General features: G+C 70.0%; 15 protein-coding genes. 7 read left to right on the top strand and 8 right to left on the bottom strand.

Translation table 11 applies throughout. The features are described 5' to 3' along the window. Nucleotides 1–20 precede the first annotated feature (20 nt). A complete protein-coding gene (locus tag BXU09_RS00385; RefSeq protein ID WP_078299489.1) occupies nucleotides 21–1,415 on the bottom strand; it encodes a hypothetical protein in 1,395 nt (464 codons plus the stop codon). 39 nt (nucleotides 1,416–1,454) lie between these two features. After that, nucleotides 1,455–2,414: a CAP domain-containing protein gene (locus BXU09_RS00380; protein WP_078299486.1), complete on the bottom strand. Its 960-nt coding sequence runs from the start codon at nucleotides 2,412–2,414 to the stop codon at nucleotides 1,455–1,457. A 187-nt stretch (nucleotides 2,415–2,601) separates the two neighbouring features. On the opposite strand from BXU09_RS00380, the gene BXU09_RS00375 reads away from it, so the two are divergent. After that, complete coding sequence (locus BXU09_RS00375; RefSeq protein WP_078299482.1) at nucleotides 2,602–3,762, top strand: aminotransferase class V-fold PLP-dependent enzyme; 1,161 nt, start codon at nucleotides 2,602–2,604, stop codon at nucleotides 3,760–3,762. Between the two features lie 233 nt (nucleotides 3,763–3,995). On the opposite strand, the gene BXU09_RS00370 is transcribed toward BXU09_RS00375, so the two are convergent. Then, nucleotides 3,996–4,205 (bottom strand): hypothetical protein, encoded by a 210-nt coding sequence (locus BXU09_RS00370; RefSeq protein ID WP_055363254.1) that lies wholly within the window; start codon nucleotides 4,203–4,205, stop codon nucleotides 3,996–3,998. Between the two features lie 243 nt (nucleotides 4,206–4,448). Between BXU09_RS00370 and BXU09_RS00365 the strand changes: the two genes are divergently transcribed. The 3 genes from BXU09_RS00365 (at nucleotide 4,449) to BXU09_RS00355 (ending at nucleotide 7,407) form a co-directional block, all read left to right on the top strand. Beyond that, nucleotides 4,449–5,666: a DHHA1 domain-containing protein gene (locus BXU09_RS00365; RefSeq protein ID WP_078299479.1), complete on the top strand. Its 1,218-nt coding sequence runs from the start codon at nucleotides 4,449–4,451 to the stop codon at nucleotides 5,664–5,666. 69 nt (nucleotides 5,667–5,735) lie between these two features. Further along, complete coding sequence (deoD, locus tag BXU09_RS00360; RefSeq protein WP_078299475.1) at nucleotides 5,736–6,443, top strand: purine-nucleoside phosphorylase; 708 nt, start codon at nucleotides 5,736–5,738, stop codon at nucleotides 6,441–6,443. Nucleotides 6,444–6,636: 193 nt separating this feature from the next. Further along, nucleotides 6,637–7,407 (top strand): hypothetical protein, encoded by a 771-nt coding sequence (locus BXU09_RS00355; protein ID WP_144011908.1) that lies wholly within the window; start codon nucleotides 6,637–6,639, stop codon nucleotides 7,405–7,407. Between the two features lie 6 nt (nucleotides 7,408–7,413). On the opposite strand, the gene BXU09_RS00350 is transcribed toward BXU09_RS00355, so the two are convergent. The 3 genes from BXU09_RS00350 to BXU09_RS00340 form a co-directional block, all read right to left on the bottom strand. After that, nucleotides 7,414–8,091 (bottom strand): hypothetical protein, encoded by a 678-nt coding sequence (locus tag BXU09_RS00350; RefSeq protein WP_078299469.1) that lies wholly within the window; start codon nucleotides 8,089–8,091, stop codon nucleotides 7,414–7,416. A 39-nt stretch (nucleotides 8,092–8,130) separates the two neighbouring features. Continuing rightward, the gene (locus BXU09_RS00345; RefSeq protein ID WP_240501291.1) at nucleotides 8,131–9,339 is read right to left on the bottom strand and encodes an RsmB/NOP family class I SAM-dependent RNA methyltransferase; all 1,209 of its coding nucleotides are present in this window, start codon (nucleotides 9,337–9,339) and stop codon (nucleotides 8,131–8,133) included. Between the two features lie 248 nt (nucleotides 9,340–9,587). Continuing rightward, entirely contained in the window at nucleotides 9,588–10,814 is a 1,227-nt protein-coding gene (locus BXU09_RS00340; RefSeq protein WP_078299466.1) for an MFS transporter, read from the bottom strand. Nucleotides 10,815–11,266: 452 nt separating this feature from the next. On the opposite strand from BXU09_RS00340, the gene BXU09_RS00335 reads away from it, so the two are divergent. The 3 genes from BXU09_RS00335 (at nucleotide 11,267) to BXU09_RS00325 (ending at nucleotide 15,427) form a co-directional block, all read left to right on the top strand. Beyond that, on the top strand, nucleotides 11,267–12,448 hold the full coding sequence (locus BXU09_RS00335) for an extracellular solute-binding protein (RefSeq protein WP_078299462.1): 1,182 nt from the start codon (nucleotides 11,267–11,269) through the stop codon (nucleotides 12,446–12,448). Between the two features lie 184 nt (nucleotides 12,449–12,632). Continuing rightward, on the top strand, nucleotides 12,633–14,042 hold the full coding sequence (locus BXU09_RS00330; protein ID WP_078299459.1) for an ABC transporter permease subunit: 1,410 nt from the start codon (nucleotides 12,633–12,635) through the stop codon (nucleotides 14,040–14,042). Then, on the top strand, nucleotides 14,039–15,427 hold the full coding sequence (locus tag BXU09_RS00325) for a sugar ABC transporter permease (RefSeq protein ID WP_078299456.1): 1,389 nt from the start codon (nucleotides 14,039–14,041) through the stop codon (nucleotides 15,425–15,427). Before BXU09_RS00330 ends, BXU09_RS00325 begins: the two co-directional genes overlap by 4 nt. Nucleotides 15,428–15,495: 68 nt before the next feature. Here BXU09_RS00325 and pckA read toward each other — a convergent pair whose 3' ends face one another. Further along, the gene (gene pckA / locus BXU09_RS00320; protein WP_078299452.1) at nucleotides 15,496–17,094 is read right to left on the bottom strand and encodes a phosphoenolpyruvate carboxykinase (ATP); all 1,599 of its coding nucleotides are present in this window, start codon (nucleotides 17,092–17,094) and stop codon (nucleotides 15,496–15,498) included. Nucleotides 17,095–17,546: 452 nt separating this feature from the next. Next, complete coding sequence (locus tag BXU09_RS00315; RefSeq protein ID WP_144011907.1) at nucleotides 17,547–18,695, bottom strand: alginate biosynthesis protein AlgP; 1,149 nt, start codon at nucleotides 18,693–18,695, stop codon at nucleotides 17,547–17,549. Between the last annotated feature and the right edge of the window lie 188 nt (nucleotides 18,696–18,883).

Here is an 18,883-nt window from a genome sequence, read left to right as displayed (position 1 = left end):
CAGGGGCAGGCGGATATCGGTTATGCGCTCGCTTCGGCGCGTACGCTGGCGTCCGGGTCGGCGCGCAGGCGTTCGCGCAGGGTGGGGGAGAGGTCGGTGCGTCCGGCGAGGGCGAGGCGCACGCCGTCGTCCGGGTCGGCGGCCAGGGCGGCGTGCGTGCCTTCCGGGAGGTTGGGGTGGTGCGCGGCGGCGCGGCGCACGCCGGCGTTCGGGTCGCCGGCCAGCCGGGTCAGGATGTCCGCATTGGTGGCGGGGGCGTACGCGACGGCGCGGCGCACCTCGGGGTTCGGGTCGGCGGCCAGTCGGGACAGCAGGTCGCCGCTCAGGTCGGGCCGCACGGCGAGGACGGTCCGCACGTTCGGGTCCGGGTCGCCGATCAGGGCAGCCAGGACGGCCGGGCTGAGGTGCTCGGCGCTGGCGACGTGCAGGCGGATGTCCTGTTCGGGCGCGCGGGCCAGCGTCAGGACGGCCTCGTCGGGCAGGTCGTTGCGTTCCAGCACGGCGCGGCGCACCGTTTCGGTCTCGTCGGCGGCCAGTCGGGTCAGCGTGGCGGGGGGCGTGTCGGGGCGGCGGGCCAGGGCGGCGCGCACGTCCGGGTCGGCGTCCAGCTCGGCGCGGTCCAGCCACGCGGCGGGGACCGTCCAGCCCTGCAGGGCGGCGGCGCGCACGGTCGGTTGGTCGTGCGTGGCGAGCCACTCGCGGACGCTGCGGGGCAGGTCCACGCGGCGGGCCAGGGTGGCCAGGACGTCCGGGTCGCTGTCGGTCCCGAGGGTCAGGATGCAGTCGAGCGGCAGGTCCAGTCGCCGGGCCGCGCTGGCGCGGACCAGTCCGTGCGAGTCGCCGACCAGGGTGCGCAGGGTGTCGCCGGGCAGGTCCGTGCGGAGCGCGACGGCCTTGCGCACGTCGTAGTCGTCGTCGGCGGCCAGTTGCCGCGCCAGCGGTTCGGGCAGGTCCTCGCGGCGCGCGACGGCTTCACGGATCTGCCAGCCGGCGTCCACGGCCAGCGCCGCCACGCGCGCCTCGCTCAGGTCGGGGCGGGCGGCCAGGGCCGTGCGGACCGCGTAGTCCTCGTGGCGCAGCGCAGCGTCTGCCACCCAGCCGGGCGAGCCGTCCGCGTTCAGCAGCGCGATCACGCTGTCCGCCGGGAACGAGGACAGCAGGTTCGGGCGGGCCAGTCTCATCAGCGGCAGGCCGGGGTTGGCCAGCACGTCGGCCGGGTACGCGGCGGCCAGCGCGCCCAGGATGTCGGTGGGGGTGTTCGGGTGCCGGGCCACCAGCGCCCTGACGCGCGAGTCCGGGTGGGCCGACAGGCCGCTCAGCAGGTCCGCCGAGGCGCGCGGACTGGCCGCCGCCTCCAGCGCCCCCTCGGTCCCCAGGGTCGTCAGGGTCCGCGGATCAAGGTCGGAGAACGTCATGCGCCCGACTATGCCACGCGGCGCGGCTGGCAGTCCGTATCAGCGGCCGAAGGCCTGCACCCAGTAGTTGGCGAAGGTGTTGGTGGGGGTGCCGTTGCCCACGGCCGCGCCGAACTGGGTCCATTCGGGGTCCATGAGGGTGCGGCAGTGGCCGGGGCTTTTCAGCAAGGTGTCGAGCGCCTGTTCGGGGGTGATCGCGTCGTACGCGGCGTTCTCGCCGGCCACTTCACCCGTGAAGCCGTGCTGACGGGCGCGCTCCAGGGGTTCGCTGCCGGTTTCGGGATTCACGTGCCCCCGGAAGTTCAGGCGGATCATGTCGTCGACGTGCATCTGGGCGCTCAGGGCCAGGGGTTCGTGCCAGACGAGCGGGCCGGTCGTGCCGAACAGCCTGTCCCCGCAGCGCTGGCCATGCCGGCGGGCCTCGTTGGTGATGTTCATGAACCGCACCATCCACTCGCGCGGGTCGCTGAGGTCCAACTGCGCGGGCTGCACGTACACCAGCGCGGCGCGTCCGCCCTGCACGGCCACCCCGAAGCGGCTGAAGCCGACGCGGTGCCCGCACTGGTTGGCCAGGGCGTCCGCGACGGCCCTGACCTTCCCGAGTTTCGGGAGCGTGAACTGCGCCGAGCGTTTGGCGGGGTACTGGGCGCCGCTCAGTTCGGTTTTCAGTGGGAAGCCCCGCAGGACCCGCGCGGCGACCTCATCCAGCGTCGCGTCGCGCCGCGATTCCTGCCCGCAGCTCAGGAAGTCGGCCTGCACGAGCTGGGCGAACACGTCGGCGCTGCTGACCATCAGGTCGGGGCTGAGGACTGCGCCGCCCGGCAGGGTCACGCCGCTGCCGGTGGCGGGGGCCGGGGGCGTGCCGGTGGGCGCCGCGGGCAGCGGCACGGTCGCCTGGGCGTGAGCGGCGGTTCCTGCGCCCAGGCCACTCAGGGCGGCGGTCAGGAGGGCGGTGCGAAACCGGCGGGAGAGGGTAATGGGTGAGGAAAGTCTCAACATCTTCAGCCCACTACATCATGAGAACTGCACACTGTCCTCACGATCTGCCGCATGAGGATGCGGATTCTCACATCCGCAGGGCATACACCCGCCGGGGGGGCAGGCTGGATCAGCACCCCGGTACGGGCGCGGTACTCCGCTGCACAGCGCTGCCCGGCCGGCGGCGGCGGGGGCTACCATGCGGGGCATGAGCGACGCACTCCCGACGCAGCACACGCCCCTGAACCGCACCCGCCTGATCGCCCCCGGCCCGGTCGAGGTCGCGCCGGACGTGCTGGCACAGCTGGCGCAGCCGCAGATGCACCACCGCGCCCAGGCCGGTATCGACAAGCTGATGGAGGCCCGCGCCAAGCTCACGCAGCTGCTGGGTGACCCCTACGACGCGGTCATCACGACCAGCAGCGGCACCGGCGCGTTCGAGGGCGCGCTGCTGAGTACCACCCCGCCCGGCGCGCGGGTCGTGAACGCCCAGGCCGGGAAGTTCAGCGAACGCTGGGGCGAGATGGCGCAGCGCTTCGGATACGACACGGCACTGGTGGCCCGGCCCTGGGGCGAGGTGCTCGACCCGCAGGAGGTCGCGGACGCCGCACGCGGCGCGCACACGCTGCTGATCACGCACAGCGAAACCAGCACGGGCGCCCTGCACGACCTGGAAGCCATCGCGGGCGCCGCGAAGGCCCAGAACCCGGACCTGATCATCATTGCCGACTGCATCACGTCGTACGGCGTGGCCGAACTGCGTCCCGCCGCCTGGGGCGTGGACGTGATCGTCTCCGGCAGCCAGAAGGGCACCGCAACCCCGCCGGGCCTGGGCTTCGTGCTGTTCAGCCCCGAGGTGCAGGCGCGCATGATCCGCAATCCGGGCAACGCCTTCTACCTCGACATGACCCGCGAACTGGCCGGGCAGAAGGCCGGCAGCACCCCGCAGACGCCCGCCATCAACCTGATCTACGCCCTGAGCACCGCCCTGGACCGCCTGCTGAGCGTGCCGCACGAGGTCCTGTGGGCCGAGCAGCGCCGCAAGACCGACGCCCTGATCGCCGCCGGAACCGCGCTGGGCGCGCCCGCCTGGGCTCCGCGCACCAGCCCGGCTGTCGCGGTCCTGACACCCCCGGCTGGCATCACCGGCCGTCAGGTAGCCGCGCAACTGGCCGACATGGGCCAGCGCGCCCTGCCCGGACAGGCCCCCCATGAGGACACCGTGTTCCGCGTGAGCACCATGGGTTACGCCGACCGTTACGACGCCCTGGGCATCGCCGGGATTCTGGAGGACGCCTTCGCGGCCCTGGGCGTGCCCTTCGAGCGGGGCGCCGCCGTGAACGCCGCGTGGCAGGCCCTGAAAGGCTGATACGGATTCCGTTTGTTTCGCTGACAATCCGGGACTTCACCGGATTGCCAGCTCCACGTCCGGAACCCGCTTGACTCCCACTCTGCGGGGCAGCTCTACGAGTCGCATCCGCTCGGATTGAAGGGTCTTTGTAGCCCCTTCAATCCGAGTCCGTATGAGTGCCGCACAGCCCCGCACAACATGAAACCGCCCCAGCCTGAAGCCGGGGCGGTTTCATCTGGTGATGGTTGGTGTTAGCGGACGGGGGGCGTGCCGCTGGGTGGGTCACCGGCCGGGGGGTCACGGCGCTTGGTGCTGGTCACGCCCGCCAGGATGCCCAGACCGAGCAGCACCACGGCGCCGATCAGGGTGTACGACTGCGGCCAGGCGAAGGCGTTGCCGGCGATGAACAGTGCCACGATCAGCACCACGATTCCGATCATATAGATGGTGAAGTTCGACATGATGACCTCCTGTTCCGGTATAGGGACCGGACGCTGAATGCAGGGAATGGACGTTCGGTATTCACGGTCGGTCTTGTGATCCAGCAGCGTCCCGTTGAATGTGACCAGTGTAGGGAATCGAATCTGACGCTGCCGAAATGAAGTGTTGAACGGATCTTGAAAGGGGCTTTAAATGGCCTTCAGGTCTGTCGGGGCTCAGGCCGGTGCAGGCGCGAGGACCCCCCGTGCCGTACCCTGTCCGGCATGACCCGCGCCCTGTACCACGTTTCCCACGACCTCCTGTTCACCGCGCAGGTCACGCACGCCGCCGGGCACGAGGTGGCGCTGGACGCCACGGCCCTGTACCCGGAAGCGGGCGGGCAGGCCGCCGACACCGGCACCCTGCGCTGGGCAGGCGAAAGCGGCGAGCCCCGCGAGGCAACCGTGACGCACAGCCGCAAGGAGAAGACCACCGGCCTGATCTGGCACACCCTGGACGCCGGCGCCCCCCCGGTCGGCACGCCGGTCACGGGCGAGGTGGACGCCGCGCGGCGCTGGCGGCACTCGCAACGGCACAGCGCCGAGCACCTGCTGGCCCAGGCGTTCGTGCGCGTGAACCCGGCATTCACGGTGGACGCCGTGAACATGACCGGCCCCGAATGCACCCTGGACCTGCGCGGCGACCCGGCCGAGGTGCACGTGCGGGCCGCCGAGGCGCTGCTGCGCGAGACGCTGGGGCGCACCGACCTGACCCTGGACACGCCGGTCGTGCCGGACCATGCCCTGCACCTCTACCCGCTGCGCCGCGAGACGAAGGTCAGCGGGGACGTGCGCCTCGTGATCTTCCGGGACCGGCAGGGCGAGCCGTTCGACGTGAGCGCCTGCGGCGGCACGCACGTCCCGCGCGCCGCCATGGCCGCGCCCGTCGTGATCCTGCGCACCGAGCGCGTGCGGGGCGGCGTGACCCGCGTGACCTTCATGGCGGGCGAGGAAGCCGCCGCGCACCTGAGCGGCGTGTACGCCGACGCCCGCAGACTGGCCGTGGAGTTCAGCGTGCCGGTCGAGCGCCTGCCCGGACGGGTCGAGGCACTGAGCACCGAGCGGGCCGCGCTGGCCGCGCAGCTGGACGCCCTGCACGCCGCGCACGCCCGCACCCTGCGGGACGCCGCGCCCACGGAGACGCACGGAACCGTGACCCTGCGCCCGGTAACCCTGCGCCCCGTGACGCTGCCCGACCCGGCCGGTCTGCTGCCCGCCCTGACCGACCTGAAACCCGGCGAGGTCGTCGTGGCCGTCACCGACGCGGGGCGCGTGGGCATCGGGAGCGCCCACCCCGACGTGAACGCCGGAGGGCTGCTGCGCGCCGCGCTGACGGCCAGCGGCGGCAAGGGCGGAGGCCGACCCGACCTCGCGCAGGGCAGCACCAGCGACCCCGCTGCCTTCCTGGCCGCAGTCCGCGCCCACCTGCTGAACTCCGATTGAGCGCCCCGGATCCCCCGTCCCGGAGCTGCCCGGACGATCCTCCCGCACGCGCCTGTTAGCCTGTAAGGCATGAGTATTCACCTGAACGCCGAACCGGGCCAGATTGCCGAGACCGTCCTCCTGCCGGGCGACCCGCTGCGCGCCAAGCACATCGCCGAGACCTTCCTCACGGACCCCGTCCTGCACAACACCGTGCGCGGCATGCACGGCTACACCGGCACGTACAAGGGCAAACGCGTCAGCGTGCAGGGCACCGGCATGGGCATCGCCAGCTCCATGATCTACGTCAGCGAACTGATCACGCAGTACGGCTGCAAGAACCTGATCCGCGTCGGCACCGCCGGCAGCTACCAGGAGAACGTGCACGTGCGAGACATCGTCCTGGCGCAGGCGGCCTGCACGGACAGCAACATCAACAACATCCGCTTCGGCGCTAAGAACTTCGCCCCCATCGCGGACTTCGACCTGCTGATGCGCGCCTACCAGATCGCCCGCGAGCGCGGCCACACCACGCACGTCGGGAACATCATGAGCAGCGACACCTTCTACCACGACGATTTCGACCAGTACAAAATCTGGGCGGACTTCGGCGTGCTGGCCGTCGAGATGGAGGCCGCCGGGCTGTACACCCTGGCCGCCAAGCACGGAGTGAAGGCCCTGACCGTCCTGACCATCAGCGACCACCTCGTCACCCGCGAGGAAACCACCGCCGAGGAACGCCAGCTGACCTTCAACGCCATGATCGAGATCGCCCTCGACGCCGCGCTGGGCGAGTAATACGGATTCCGTTTGTTTCGCTAACAATCCGGAACTTCACCGGATTGCCAGCTCCACGTCCGGAACCCGCTTGACTCCCACTCACATCCGCTCGGATTGAACGGGTTTTGCAACCCATTCAATCGGAGTCCGTACAACCCTTCGGGCTTCACCTGCCGGGTCGCCGTGTGCGGCCCGGTTTTACACTGCGAGCATGAAGCGTGAACGGGGCTGGACGTTCGGGTATCCGGCGGTGATAGGTGGCCGTCAGGCGATGTGGGGACCTGCCCGGCTGGCCCGGCTGCGGCTGGCGCTGGGATTGCTGTTCCCGCCGCTGCGCTGGCCCCGGCGGCGCGTGGCGGACCTGCCTGCCCCGCTGCGCGGCGTGGTGTGGCCGGCGGGCGTGACCCCGCTGGGCGTGTACCGTGACCGGGCGGACGAGACTTTCGTGCGTCTGCGCGGCCCGACTGACCCGCACGGACAGTGGCGGGCGCTGGCCGGTATCCGCGCCGCGCTGCTGGCGGCCGGGTGCCCGTCCGTGCCGACGGGTGCCGTGGGCTTCGGCGTGCCTGCCGACCTGTTCGGGGTGGGGGAGGAGTCCCTGCTGGTCATGGTCAGCTCGGATGGCGGAACGCTGGACCTGCCGCTGCTGCCCCGGTCAGGGCACGCGGCCGCAGGGCCGGGCCTGAACCTGGGTGCCCCGCCCGGCGTGTCCTGGCCGGAACCGCAGGGAGCACCGCACGTCCTGTTGCCGCCGGGCACGGACATCCGCGCGGCGTTCACGCACTGGCTGGCACAGGCGGCCGCGCAGGGCTGGGCGGCCCAGCCTCCGCTGATCGGCCCCGCGCAGGCCTTCACCGTGTTGACGAACGGCGAACGGGTCGTGACCCTCAGTGCCGCGCAGTTCAGCGACATGCCCCCGGTGTGGGTCGCCGCGCTGGAGGGTGACCTGTGGAGTCATCTGCGGCGCGCCGCCCGTCCGTAGGGGCGATCAGTACTCGCTGTCGGCGCCGAACACCGGGCTGGTCAGGATGGCGTACCCGGTGGCGGTCGCGGCGTCATTGCGGCTGCCGAGCGTGAGCATGATCGCCTTCCCGAGCGCCTCGTAGCGGTCCACGCGGGCCTTCCAGTCGGCCGGGTCGAACTGCACGTAATCCTCGTCCGGGCCGGGGCGGTAGCGGCGCAAGGCCGCGATGTACGCCGCGTGGTCCGCGCGGGCCTGCGTGACCTGCCGCGCGTACAGGGCGCCCGTCTGCCCGCCGAGGGGGCTGCGGGCCAGCGCCGCCAGACTCCCGATCTGCTCTTCCAGGAACGCGTAGGACCGGGGGACGGCGTGTGCGTACAGGGTGCCGCCCCCGGCGCGCGTGCCCGCCAGTTCGCTCTCGATGGCGCGCATCTCGCGGTACTGCCTTCGCAGCGTGTCGATCCGGGCGCTGAGTTTCGGGTTGCCGGTCAGGGTGCGGCGCAGCGCGGCGGCGCGGCACTCGGCCCAGTTGTAACTGGCGTTGTCCTGATCGACTTCAGACCACGTGCTGATCGTCAGGTTGGCGTAGGTGCCGCTGTCCACGGCGTTCGCCAGCGCGCAGTTCGCCGGGGCCTGCGCCTGCGCGGCGCCGGGGGAGAGACTCAGGAGCAGGCTCAGCAGGACGGACCGGCGCAGGAGTGTCATGCCCCCAGCGTACCCGGCCCGGTCTGCGCTGCCTACCGCTTACGTCCGGCGTCCCATCCGCGCGATGAAGAACCCGTCGATGCCGCCGTCCGGGACGGTCAGCACGCCCGGTCCCGCCGGGACGGTGGGCACCTCGACGCCCGTCACGGGCTGCGCCTCGAAGTCCGGGTGGGCGTCCAGGAAGGCCTGCACGACCTCCGGCCCTTCCTGCGGCGTGACCGAACACACCGAGTACACCAGCGTTCCGCCGGGCTGCACCAGCGCCGCCGCGTTCGGCAGCATCCGTGCCTGCAACGCCGCCATCTCCTGCACGGCGTCCGGCGTGAGGCGCAACTTGATTTCCGGGTGGCTGCGCAGCGTGCCGCTGCCGGTGCAGGGGGCGTCCAGCAGCACCACGGCCGCCGGTTCCAGGGTCAGGGGTTCGGTCAGGTCGTGCGTCACGAACTCGGCTTTCAGGCCCAGGCGGCGCAGGTTCCCGCGCGCCGCGTCGTGCTTGCGGGCCACGAGGTCCACGCTGGTGACCTGCGCGCCGCGCGTGGCGAGCATCGCGGCCTTCACGCCCGCCCCGCCCGCCAGGTCCAGCACCCGCACGCCGCTCACGTCGCCCAGCGCGTCCACGCAGGCCAGACTGGCCGGGTTGATCGGCTGGGCCTGCCCGTTCTCGTACGCGGCGGTGCGGCGCAGCGGGCGGTCCAGTTCCACGCGGTCCACGCCCTGCACGCCCGGATGCACCACGCTGCCCTCTTCCTCCAGGGCGCGCACGCCCGCTTCCGACAGGCTCAGCCACAGCGGTTGCGGGCGCAGCAGGTCCGCCATGACCGCGCCCGCCTGCTCACCGAACGCCGCGCGGTACACCCCGGCCAGCCACTCGGGCAGTTCCGTGCGGGTCTCGTCGGTCGCGTCGGGCAGCGTCACGCGGCGCAGCACGGCGTTCACCAGTCCGGGCGGCCCCAGCCGCGCCCCGCGCGCCAGGTTCACGTACTCGCTCGCCACGGCGTGCGGCGCGGTGCCCAGGAACAGTTTCTCGAACGCGCCGGCCATCAGCACCGCCCGCGTCTTCGGGTGTGTCTCGCCCTTCAGCATGGGGCTCAGGGCGCGGTCCAGCGTGAGCGCGTGCCGCAGAGTGCCGTACACGATGTGCGTCGCCAGTCCCGAATCCCGGCCCGGCAGGCGCGCCTGTTGCAGGGCGTCATCCAGCGCCGGAGCCGCAAACGCGTCGCCGTTCAGCACGCGCAGCAGCACCCGCACCGCCACCTCCCGCGCGGGATTGAAAGGCCCCGGCAGGTCCTCGCGGGGACCGCGGGACGAACCGGAGGCAGGGCGGGCAGAGGGGCGGCGTGGAGCGTCGTTCACCTTGGCAGTGTACGCGCCGGAAGGGGGGAGGGTGGGGAGTGGGTGGCCTTGACATGTGCGGCCCGGCCGCGCACACGCTCTTGACCATCAGCCATCAGCCATCAGCCATCAGCCATCAGCCATCAGCCATCAGCCATCAGCCATCAGCTGCTCACCCTGGGCCGGGCGATCAGCGTCCAGGCGAGCAGGGCCAGCAGGACGGCGCCGCTGAGGAGGTAGGGGGCGGCGTGGCTGGCGCCCTGGTACAGGCTGGTACCGATCAGGGGGCCGGTCATGCGGCCCAGGGCGAGGGCGCTGGAGTTCAGTCCGGCGACGGCGCCCTGCTGGTCTTCGGTGACGCTGAGGCTCAGGGCGGCGCTGAGGCTGGGGCTCAGGACGGCGCTGCCGATTCCGATGACGGCCAGGGCCAGGGTGATGGGCCAGAAGCTCTGTCCGGCGGGCAGCAGGAACATTCCGGCGGCCATGATCAGCAGCCCGGCGGCGATCAGCGGCGTGGTCGGAAAGCGTCTGGCGAGGGGGCGGATCGCGCCGCCCTGCACGAGCGCGGCGACCAGTCCGAAGATGGTCAGCATGCCGCCGACGGTGCGGGCCGCGCCTTCCGGGGTGAGGGCCAGGGTGTCCTGCACGTAGAAGCCGATGGTCTGTTCCATGCCGACGCTGGCGAGGGTGCTCAGGGCGCTGATGGCCAGGAACAGCGGGATGGCTCCCTGGCGGAGCAGGGCGCGGCGGCTGCCGGCGGCGGGTTCGGGGGTGCCGGCGCGGCGCGTTTCGGGCAGGGTGCGCCACGCGACGAGGGCGGTGATCAGGCCCAGGGCGGTGCTGAAGTAGATGGGCGCGGTGAGGCTGACGGTGCTCAGGAGGGCGCCGATGGCGGGGCCGAACACGACGCCCAGGCCGAAGGCCGCGCCGATCAGGCCGAGGCTGGCGGCGCGGTCGTTCTTGTCGCTCAGGTCGGCCATCATGGCCTGCGCGGTGGGCAGGGTGGCGCTCGACAGGACGCCGCCGATCAGGCGGGAGGCGACCAGCAGCGCGAACAGCAGCGTGCCGCCCAGGACGCCCTGCAGGCCCAGTTCGGCCAGCAGTCCGAACAGGCCGAAGCTGATGGAAAAGCCGACGAGGCCCAGGATCAGGATGGGTTTGCGGCCCTGGCGTTCGCTGCGGTTTCCCCAGATGGGGGAGAACACGAACTGCATCAGGGAGTAGCCGGTCGAGAACCAGCCGGTCTGCGTTTCGGTCAGGCCGAGTTGCCGGCCCAGCGGCGCGATGATCGGGAACAGGACGCTCAGGCCCAGCATGGCGATGAAGATGGTGAAGAACAGCGTGAGGCGCGTGCGGCCCGTGGCTGCGCCTGGAGTGGGGGAGGCCGACATGCGCGGAGTATACGCCGCCCCTGACCGGCCGGTAAGGACGGCTGTCTGCGGGCCGCGTCACCGGACGGCCGGTGGTGGGGAGCGGTCTGGAACCGGCCGGTCCGTTCCACGGATCGGGGGCGGTGACAGCCGGGGCCGGCGTGACGTATGCTGGTGTCTCATCTCCTTTCGGAATCACCGGATTCATCAGCTGCGTCCTGACCGTTCGCATCTTTTGGACTTGGTGTGGCGAAGCATACTTTTGCGCGGCTGACACGCTCGTTTCCTGAATCGCAAGGGCATTGTCAAGCGGGCGGTGCGGGCCTATACTGTTTCGCGAGCAATCAGAATTCATTCGGCCGAAAGCGCTCGAATCGGCCACCTCCAGAAGGCTCCTTCCGTGGAACGCCGATGGAACAGGATCAACCCCAATTGGAAGCGGTTCACAAGGCCGCCGTCCTTCAAGGAGCTCTATGAAAAAAGCACTGACCGTTCTCTCGCTCGCGCTGATCAGCCAGGCCAGCGCCGCCACCCTGACCGTCTGGACGCACTTCGGCGACGCCGAACTCGCGTGGCTGCGCACCCAGGCCGCCCAGTACAAGACGAAAACCGGTAACACCGTCAACATCGTCAGCGTGCCCTTCGACCAGATCCCCGACAAGCTGATCCAGAGCGCCCCCAAGGGCCAGGGCCCCGATCTGATCACCACGCTGCCCCAGGACCGCCTCGGCCAGCTGGCCGCCGCCGGCGTCATCGAGCCGATGGACAAGTACGTCACCAGCAAGACCGACCTCGACAAGACCGCCGTCAGCGCCCTGACCTACCAGGGCAAACTGTTCGGCATCCCCATGTTCGCCGAAGCGGTCGCCGTCGTGTACAACAAGAAACTCGTGCCCAGCGCCCCCACCACCTGGAGTGCGTTCCTGGCCGCCGCGCAGAAGAACACCAGCAGCGGTAAATTCGGCTACCTCGCCGACCTCAGCAACGCCTACATGCAGTACGGGATCGTCAGCGCGTACGGCGGCTACGTCTTCAAGAACACCGGCGGCACCCTGAACACCAAGGACGTGGGCCTCGCCAACGCCGGAGCCGACAAGGCCAGCGCCTTCCTGAACGACCTGCGCTACAAGTACAACCTCGTGCCTGAAGGCGTGGACGGCGGCGCCGCCAAGAGCGCCTTCGTGGACGGCCGCCTCGCCATGTTCCTCACCGGACCCTGGGACATGGGCGACATCAAGAAAGCCGGCATCGACTACGGCATCATGACCTTCCCCACTCCTCCCGGCGCCACCGGCAAGTGGAGCCCCTTCGTGGGTGTGCAGGGCACCATGCTCAACGCCTACAGCAAGAACAAGGCCGCTGCCGCCGCCTTCGCCCGCCAGATCAGCGCCAGCGACGCGCAGGTCGCCTTCAACAAGGCCGGCGGCCGCATCCCCGTCAGCCTCAGCGCCCGCACCAAACTGAAGGCCGATCCGGTCGTCGTGGGCTTCGGCAAGAGCATCAGCGCCGGCACCCCCATGCCCAACGTCCCGCAGATGGGCGCCGTGTGGGGCCCCTGGAGCAACGCCATCGCGCAGAGCGTCCAGAAGCCCGGCCAGAACTACGGCCAGATCCTCGACAAGGCCGTGCAGGAAATCAACAGCAACATCAAGTGATCCTGTAACGCCGCCTGCTGCCCCGCCGCGCCCACCGAGGCCGGGCGGGGCAGCCGCTTTGTCGGCCCGGCAGGGCCCTCCAGGGTGTAGGCTGCCCGGTACCCAGGTCCGCTCCGCCCCGTTCTGCCCGCCGCTCCGGTAGCGGTTCCACCTGCCCACACGCGCAGGGAGGTTCTCCCCACCCATGACCCACACGATGCACCCCCCCATCCGCCGCCGGCCAGCCAACGTGCCGCCCCAGGGAACGCGCGGCGTCTTCCTGGCCCTGCTGATCCTGAGTGTCCTGATCGGCGTGAGCTTCCTGATCGGCTGGCTGCTGTCCGGCCTGACCGCCCAGGTGCTGCCCGGCGCGCCCGCGTACACCATCCTGATCTTCACGCTGCTGACCCTGCTGGTCCTCACGCCCCTGACCTACCGCCTGTTCCCGTGGATCACCAACTGGTTCTACCTGCTGCCCGCGCTGGTGTTCATCCTGGCATTCACGGTGCTGCCGGTCATCCTGACCGTGAACTACGCCTTTACCAACTACAGCGGCGCGAACAGCGGCAACCCGGACAGCGCCTCGCGCACCGCCGCGACCCTCAGCGCCGACCGCCTGACCGTGACCCTGCCCGAGCAGCAGGGGCAGAACCTCGCCGAGTTCCTCAAGTGTGCCGCGCCCACCTGCGCGGGCGCCACCATCGTCCTGTACGACGAGGAAGCCAGCGTCCCGTACCGCCAGGCGGTCAGCGGGATCAGCGGCAACACCGTCACGCTCGCCGCGCCCGTCCCGGAGACGGTGGCAGTCGCGAACGCCACCCGCATCAACCGCTTCGAGTACGTGGGCCTCGCCAACTTCCAGGAGATCTTCGGGAAGGCCAGCCGCGCCCTGTGGCCCGTGTTCCTGTGGACCGTGGTGTTCGCCTTCTCGACCATCGTCATCAACGCCCTCGCCGGCCTGATCCTGGGCATCCTGCTGTACAACAAACGCCTGAAGGGCCGCAACGTGTACCGCACGCTGCTGTTCCTGCCGTGGGCGGTGCCCGCCGTGATCAGCGTGCAGATGTGGGTGGCGCTGTTCAACCAGCAGTTCGGGATCGTGAACAAGACTCTGGGCCTGCTTGGTATCGCCGCCGTGCCCTGGCTGGGCGACCCGCTGTGGGCGAAGGTCAGCATCCTGCTCGTGAACCTGTGGCTGGGTTTCCCGTACATGATGACCGCCACCATCAGCGCCCTGAGCACCATCAACGAGGACCTGTACGAGGCGGCCGAGATTGACGGGGCCAGCCGCTGGCAGCAGATTACCAACATCACGCTGCCGCTGCTGCGCACCTCGTTCACGCCGATCCTGCTGTCGGGCTTCGCGTTCAACTTCAACAATTTCGGCATCATCTACCTGCTTACGGCGGGCGGCCCGGCCCAGGAAGGGCGTGAAAGCACCGCGCAGAGCACCGACATCCTGCTGTCGTGGGGGTACAACACCGCGTTCGTGTCCAGCGGCGGGCAGAACTTCGCGCTGGCCAGCGCCATTGCGCTGATCATCTTCTTCCTGACCCTCGCCATCAGCCTCGTGAACTTCCGCGCCGCCGGCGTGTTCGAGGAGGCCCGCAAGTGACCGCCACTCCCAACAAACCCGGCCAGACCCCGGGCCTGCCGCCCGGCGGGTACGTGCACCGTGAACCCAGCCTGCTGCGCCGCGCGCTGCCGTGGCTGGTCACGGCCGCCCTGATCATCGGCCTGCTCGTGCTGGGGCAGGCGCTGGTCGAGAACATGAAAGGCCGCCAGAAGAGCTTCTCGATCTACTTCGTGGAACGCGGCTGGGTTCGCTTCCTGCTGTTCCTGCTGGCCGCCAGCGGCGTGCTGGCCCTGACCAGCCTGCTGGGGCAGCGGATCGGCATGGCCCGCACGGGCCGCCGCATCAGTTACGCCGCCGTGCTGGGCGACCAGCTCACGCACCTGTTCCTGATCCTGGTCGTGCTGGTCGCCGTGTACCCGCTGCTGTACGTGCTGATCGCCGCCTTCGACCCGCGCAACAGCCTCTTCGCCTTCCCGGATTTCGAGAACCCCAACATCCTGTACCGCAGCGGCCTGATGCCCCGCCTGGACGTGCTGAGCACCGAGAACTTCGCCAAGCTGTTCGAGGGTGTCACCATTCCCGGCTGGCAACTGCTGCTGGCCGGCGTGGGCGGCGCGTCCCTCGCCACGCTGCTGCTGCTGATGCTGGTCGGCCGTTTCGGGCGTGACAGCGTGGGCCTGCAACGCACCCGCACCTGGGCGCTGCGCGTCGTGATCGCCGCGCTGGCCGCGCTGGTGCTGTTCATGACGCCCGCGCAGTTCACGGGATTCAGCAACGAGAGCAAGTTCCTGCTGTCGGTCCGCAACACCCTGTTCGTGTCCGGCGTGACCGGCATCCTGGCGATCCTGCTGTCCACCACCGCCGGGTACGCCATGGCGAGACTGCGCTTCCCCGGCCGTTTCCAGATGCTGCTGTTCTTCATCTTCATCCAGATGTTCCCGGTGTTCCTGGCGCTCGTCGCCGTGTACAAACTCCTGACGGACCTGGGCCTGGGCAACACCTTCACGGGCCTGATCCTGGCTTACTCGGGCGGCGCCATCGCCTTCAACACCTGGATCTTCAAGGGCTACGTGGAAAGCCTGCCCGAATCGCTGGAGGAAGCCGCCATGGTGGACGGCGCGACCCGCTGGCAGACCTTCGTGCAGGTCGTGCTGCCACTGTCGGGCGGGATCATGGTGTTCATCTTCCTGAACCAGTTCATCGGCACGTACGCCGAGTTCATCCTGGCGAACGTCCTGCTGACTGGCGTGGAACAGTGGACGGTCGGCGTGATGCTGCGCTCGTTCACGACCGGGCAGTTCAGCACCAAGTGGGGCGTGTTCGCCGCCGCCAGCACCCTGGGCGCCCTGCCGATCATTGCTCTGTTCTACGGCTTCCAGAACTACTTCGTGGGCGGCACCGTGTCCGGCGGCGTCAAGGAATAATCACCTTCATCCTGCACAGGCGAAGGCCCCCAGCTCGATCGGCTGGGGGCCTTCTTCGGTGTGCGGATTCAGGTCTGTGGGGCGGCGTCGGGGTCGGGCATGCTGGCGGTCACGGCCGGATCCACGCCGTCCTCGAAGCGGCGGAAGTTCTCGCGGAACATCCGGGCCAGCTTCCGGGCCGTCTCGTCGTACGCCTGCGGGTCGGCCCAGGCGTCGCGGGGGTTCAGGACGCCCGCTGGAATGCCCTGCACGTCGGTGGGGATCTCCAGCCCGAAGTGCGGTTCGCGTTCGGAGGTCGCGCTGTCCAGTTCGCCGCTCAGGGCGGCGCTGATCAGGCGGCGGGTGTGCGCGATGCTCATGCGCTGGCCCGTGCCGTACATGCCGCCGGTCCAGCCGGTGTTCACCAGCCACACGCGCGCGCCGCTGTCCTGCACCTTGCGGGCCAGCAGGCGGGCGTACTCGCCGGGGTGTCGGGGCATGAACGGTGCGCCGAAGCAGGTGCTGAAGGTGGGGCTGGGTTCGGTCACGCCGTCCTCGGTGCCGGGGATCTTGGCGGTGAAGCCGCTGATGAACTGGTACATGGTCTGCTCGGCGCTCAGGCGGCTGATGGGCGGCAGCACTCCGAAGGCGTCGGCGGTCAGGAACACCACGTTGCGGGGGTGGCCGCCCAGACTGCCGGGTTGCACGTTCGGAATCTGGCTGATCGGGTAGGCGCTGCGGGTGTTCTCGGTCAGGCTGCCGTCGTTCAGGTCCGGGTTGCCTGCTCCGTCCAGCACCACGTTTTCCAGCACGGTGCCGTAGGTGCGGGTGGTGCGGTAGATGTCGGGCTCGGCCTCGGCGTTCAGCTTGATGACCTTGGCGTAACAGCCGCCCTCGAAGTTGAAGATGCCCGTATCGGTCCAGCCGTGCTCGTCGTCGCCGATCAGGTGGCGGCTGGGGTCGGCGCTCAGGGTGGTCTTGCCGGTGCCGCTCAGGCCGAAGAACAGTGCCACGTCGCCACCGTCGCCCACGTTCGCCGAGCAGTGCATGGGCATGACGCCCTGATCGGGCAGCAGGAAGTTCAGCACGCCGAAGATGCCTTTCTTGTTCTCGCCGGCGTACTGGGTCCCGCCCGCGATGATCATGCGGCGCGTGAAGTTCATGATGATGAACGTGTCGCTGCGCACGCCGTCCAGCGTGGGATCGGCGCGGAACGACGGGATGTTCAGCACGGTCCAGTCCTCGTGGAAGTCCGCCCGTTCGGCCGGGGTGGGCTGCACGAACATGTTGTGAATGAACAGCGAGTGGTACGCCATCTCGGTCACCATGCGGCACCCAATGCGGTAGCGGGGGTCCGTGCCGGCGTACACCTGCTGCACGAACAGTTCCCTGCCTTCGGCGTAGCGGGTCATCTTGTCCAGCAGGCGGTCGAATACCGCGCCGCTGATGGGCGTGTTGAATCCGCCCCACCACACGGCGTCGCGGGTCAGGTCGTCCTCGACGATAAAGCGGTCTTTGGGGCTGCGGCCGGTCTTGTTGGTGCGGACGGTCAGGGGGCCGCAGGCGGCCTGCACGCCCTCGCCCAGGCGGGTGGCGTGCGCGTACAGGTCGTCCACGCCGGGGTTCAGGTGAATGGTGGCGGTCTTGATGCCGAGGTCGGCAAGGGGTGCGCTGGCGGTCAGACTCATGGCGGTCCTCCTCTGGCGGGGCAGTCGGGTACAGGGTGAATGAGGGGAGGCGCGGGACGGTCCGGGGCAAGCCCGGCGCTGCGTGAACGCAGCCGTTCCTGCAAGCAACCTGCACTAAGGGCGGAGTTGGTGTGTTGTCCTACACTGGAATCTTCGCCTGGGAAACGGTTCCAGTCAAACCTTTCGGGTGTCACGCCTGGGGGAACAACACACACTAATGTCCGAGCGCGCCGGACAGCGCACCGGCCGCCTGCCTCCTGCCACCAGCATCCACCCCCGACTTACAGCGCCGTTACGACCAGCCCGGTCCCACCACGCACATGACAGGTCCAGCCCACCCGGACAGCCCCGTACCAAAGAAAGCAGGAGGCGAGCCCCGGACCGGGGTGCCTCCTGCCACTGCCGCCCCCAGTCCCCGGCCGTGCAGACCGGAGGGGAGCTCAGTAGGTCAATCAGTTGGTGGGTTTGGTATCGCCCGCAGGCTTGCCGGACTCGGCCGCCGTGCGCGCCGCTGCCGGAGCGTCCGGGGCGACCGCGCCGCCCGCGCTGCTGCCGGTCGTGGCGGCCTGCGTGGCCTGCGCCGCGCCGGGAGCCGGGGTCGCCTTGTTCTCCTCGATGCGCTCCAGCCACGCCGTACCGATCAGGTTCCGGGCGTTGCGGCCCGCCTGACGCAGCGACTGCGCCGCCTCGGGGCTCACGCCCTCCACGGCGCTCAGGATGCCCTGGCGGGCCGCCGGTACGCGGGCCAGCACCACCGCGCCGGTCCCGATCAGGGCCAGGGCGGTCAGGCTACCGGCGGGGCCGCCGCTGCGGTCATCCCGGCGCGCCCGGCGCGTCTGCTTCTCCAGCACTTTCAGTTCGCGGGCCAGCTCCTTCTGAAGCGGGGCCACCTTTCGGTCGACAGCCTTCTGAAGTTTCGCGGGGCTCAGGGCCCTGCGACCGGCGGCCAGTTCACGTTCCGCGTCGCGTCGCGCCTGTTTCAGGGTGCGGTCCATGCGGCGCTGACGGGTCTGCGCGCCGTCGGCCACCTCGTGCAGGGTGCTGCTCACGCGGTCGTGCACGGTGGCCAGCAGTTCCTTCCCGGCCCCCTGGGCGCCCACCAGGGTATCCCCGGCGCTGTGCTGCGCGGCACTCAGCAGACGCCCAGCCTGCTGACGGCCCTGTTTCGTCACGGCCTGCGTGGTGTCGGCCAGGCCGCCAGCCAGCGCGCCGGCCCGCTCCTGCGCGGTTCCGGCCAGTTCGCCTGCCGTGCCCGCCAGCCCGCCAGCGACAGTGACGACCTCGTCCAGCATGCTGCTCAGCAGGCTGGACGCGCGGGGCACGCCTTCCTCACGGATCAGTTGCGCGGCGCTGTGACCCCGGCGGGCGGCCTCGTGGGCCAGCCCCTGCGAGAGCTCCTGCGCCTGCGCCAGCCCCTGGGTCAGGCCCTGCGCCAGGGTGGGCTTCACAGTGTCTTCCAGCGTGGCCTGGGCGTCCGTCCAGGCGGTGCGGCTGCCCTGCACCAGGGCGCGGCGGGTGTCCTTGTTCAGTGCCAGGGCCGCGAGGCCACCCAGCAGCAGCAGGCTGCGTTTGCTGACGCCGCCGTTCATTTCGTTACTCATGACTTGCTCCTTTGAAATTCACCCGCGTGAGTGGGTGGCCCGGCCCACCTTGAGCCCGCGACCTGCCCGGAGTGAACCGGTTGCCCGCATTCTCTCCCCGCACCCGCAGCCGAACGTGGGGGCAATGTAATGAGGATTTCATGTTCAGCGCCCCCGCCAGACATCTGCGCGCCCATCCTGATCCCCAG

This window comes from Deinococcus sp. LM3 (genome assembly GCF_002017875.1).
In the GTDB taxonomy this organism is placed as follows: Bacteria; Deinococcota; Deinococci; order Deinococcales; family Deinococcaceae; genus Deinococcus.
The sequence above is the reverse complement of the archived record's forward strand: the minus strand, read 5'-3'. Positions and strand labels throughout refer to the sequence as shown.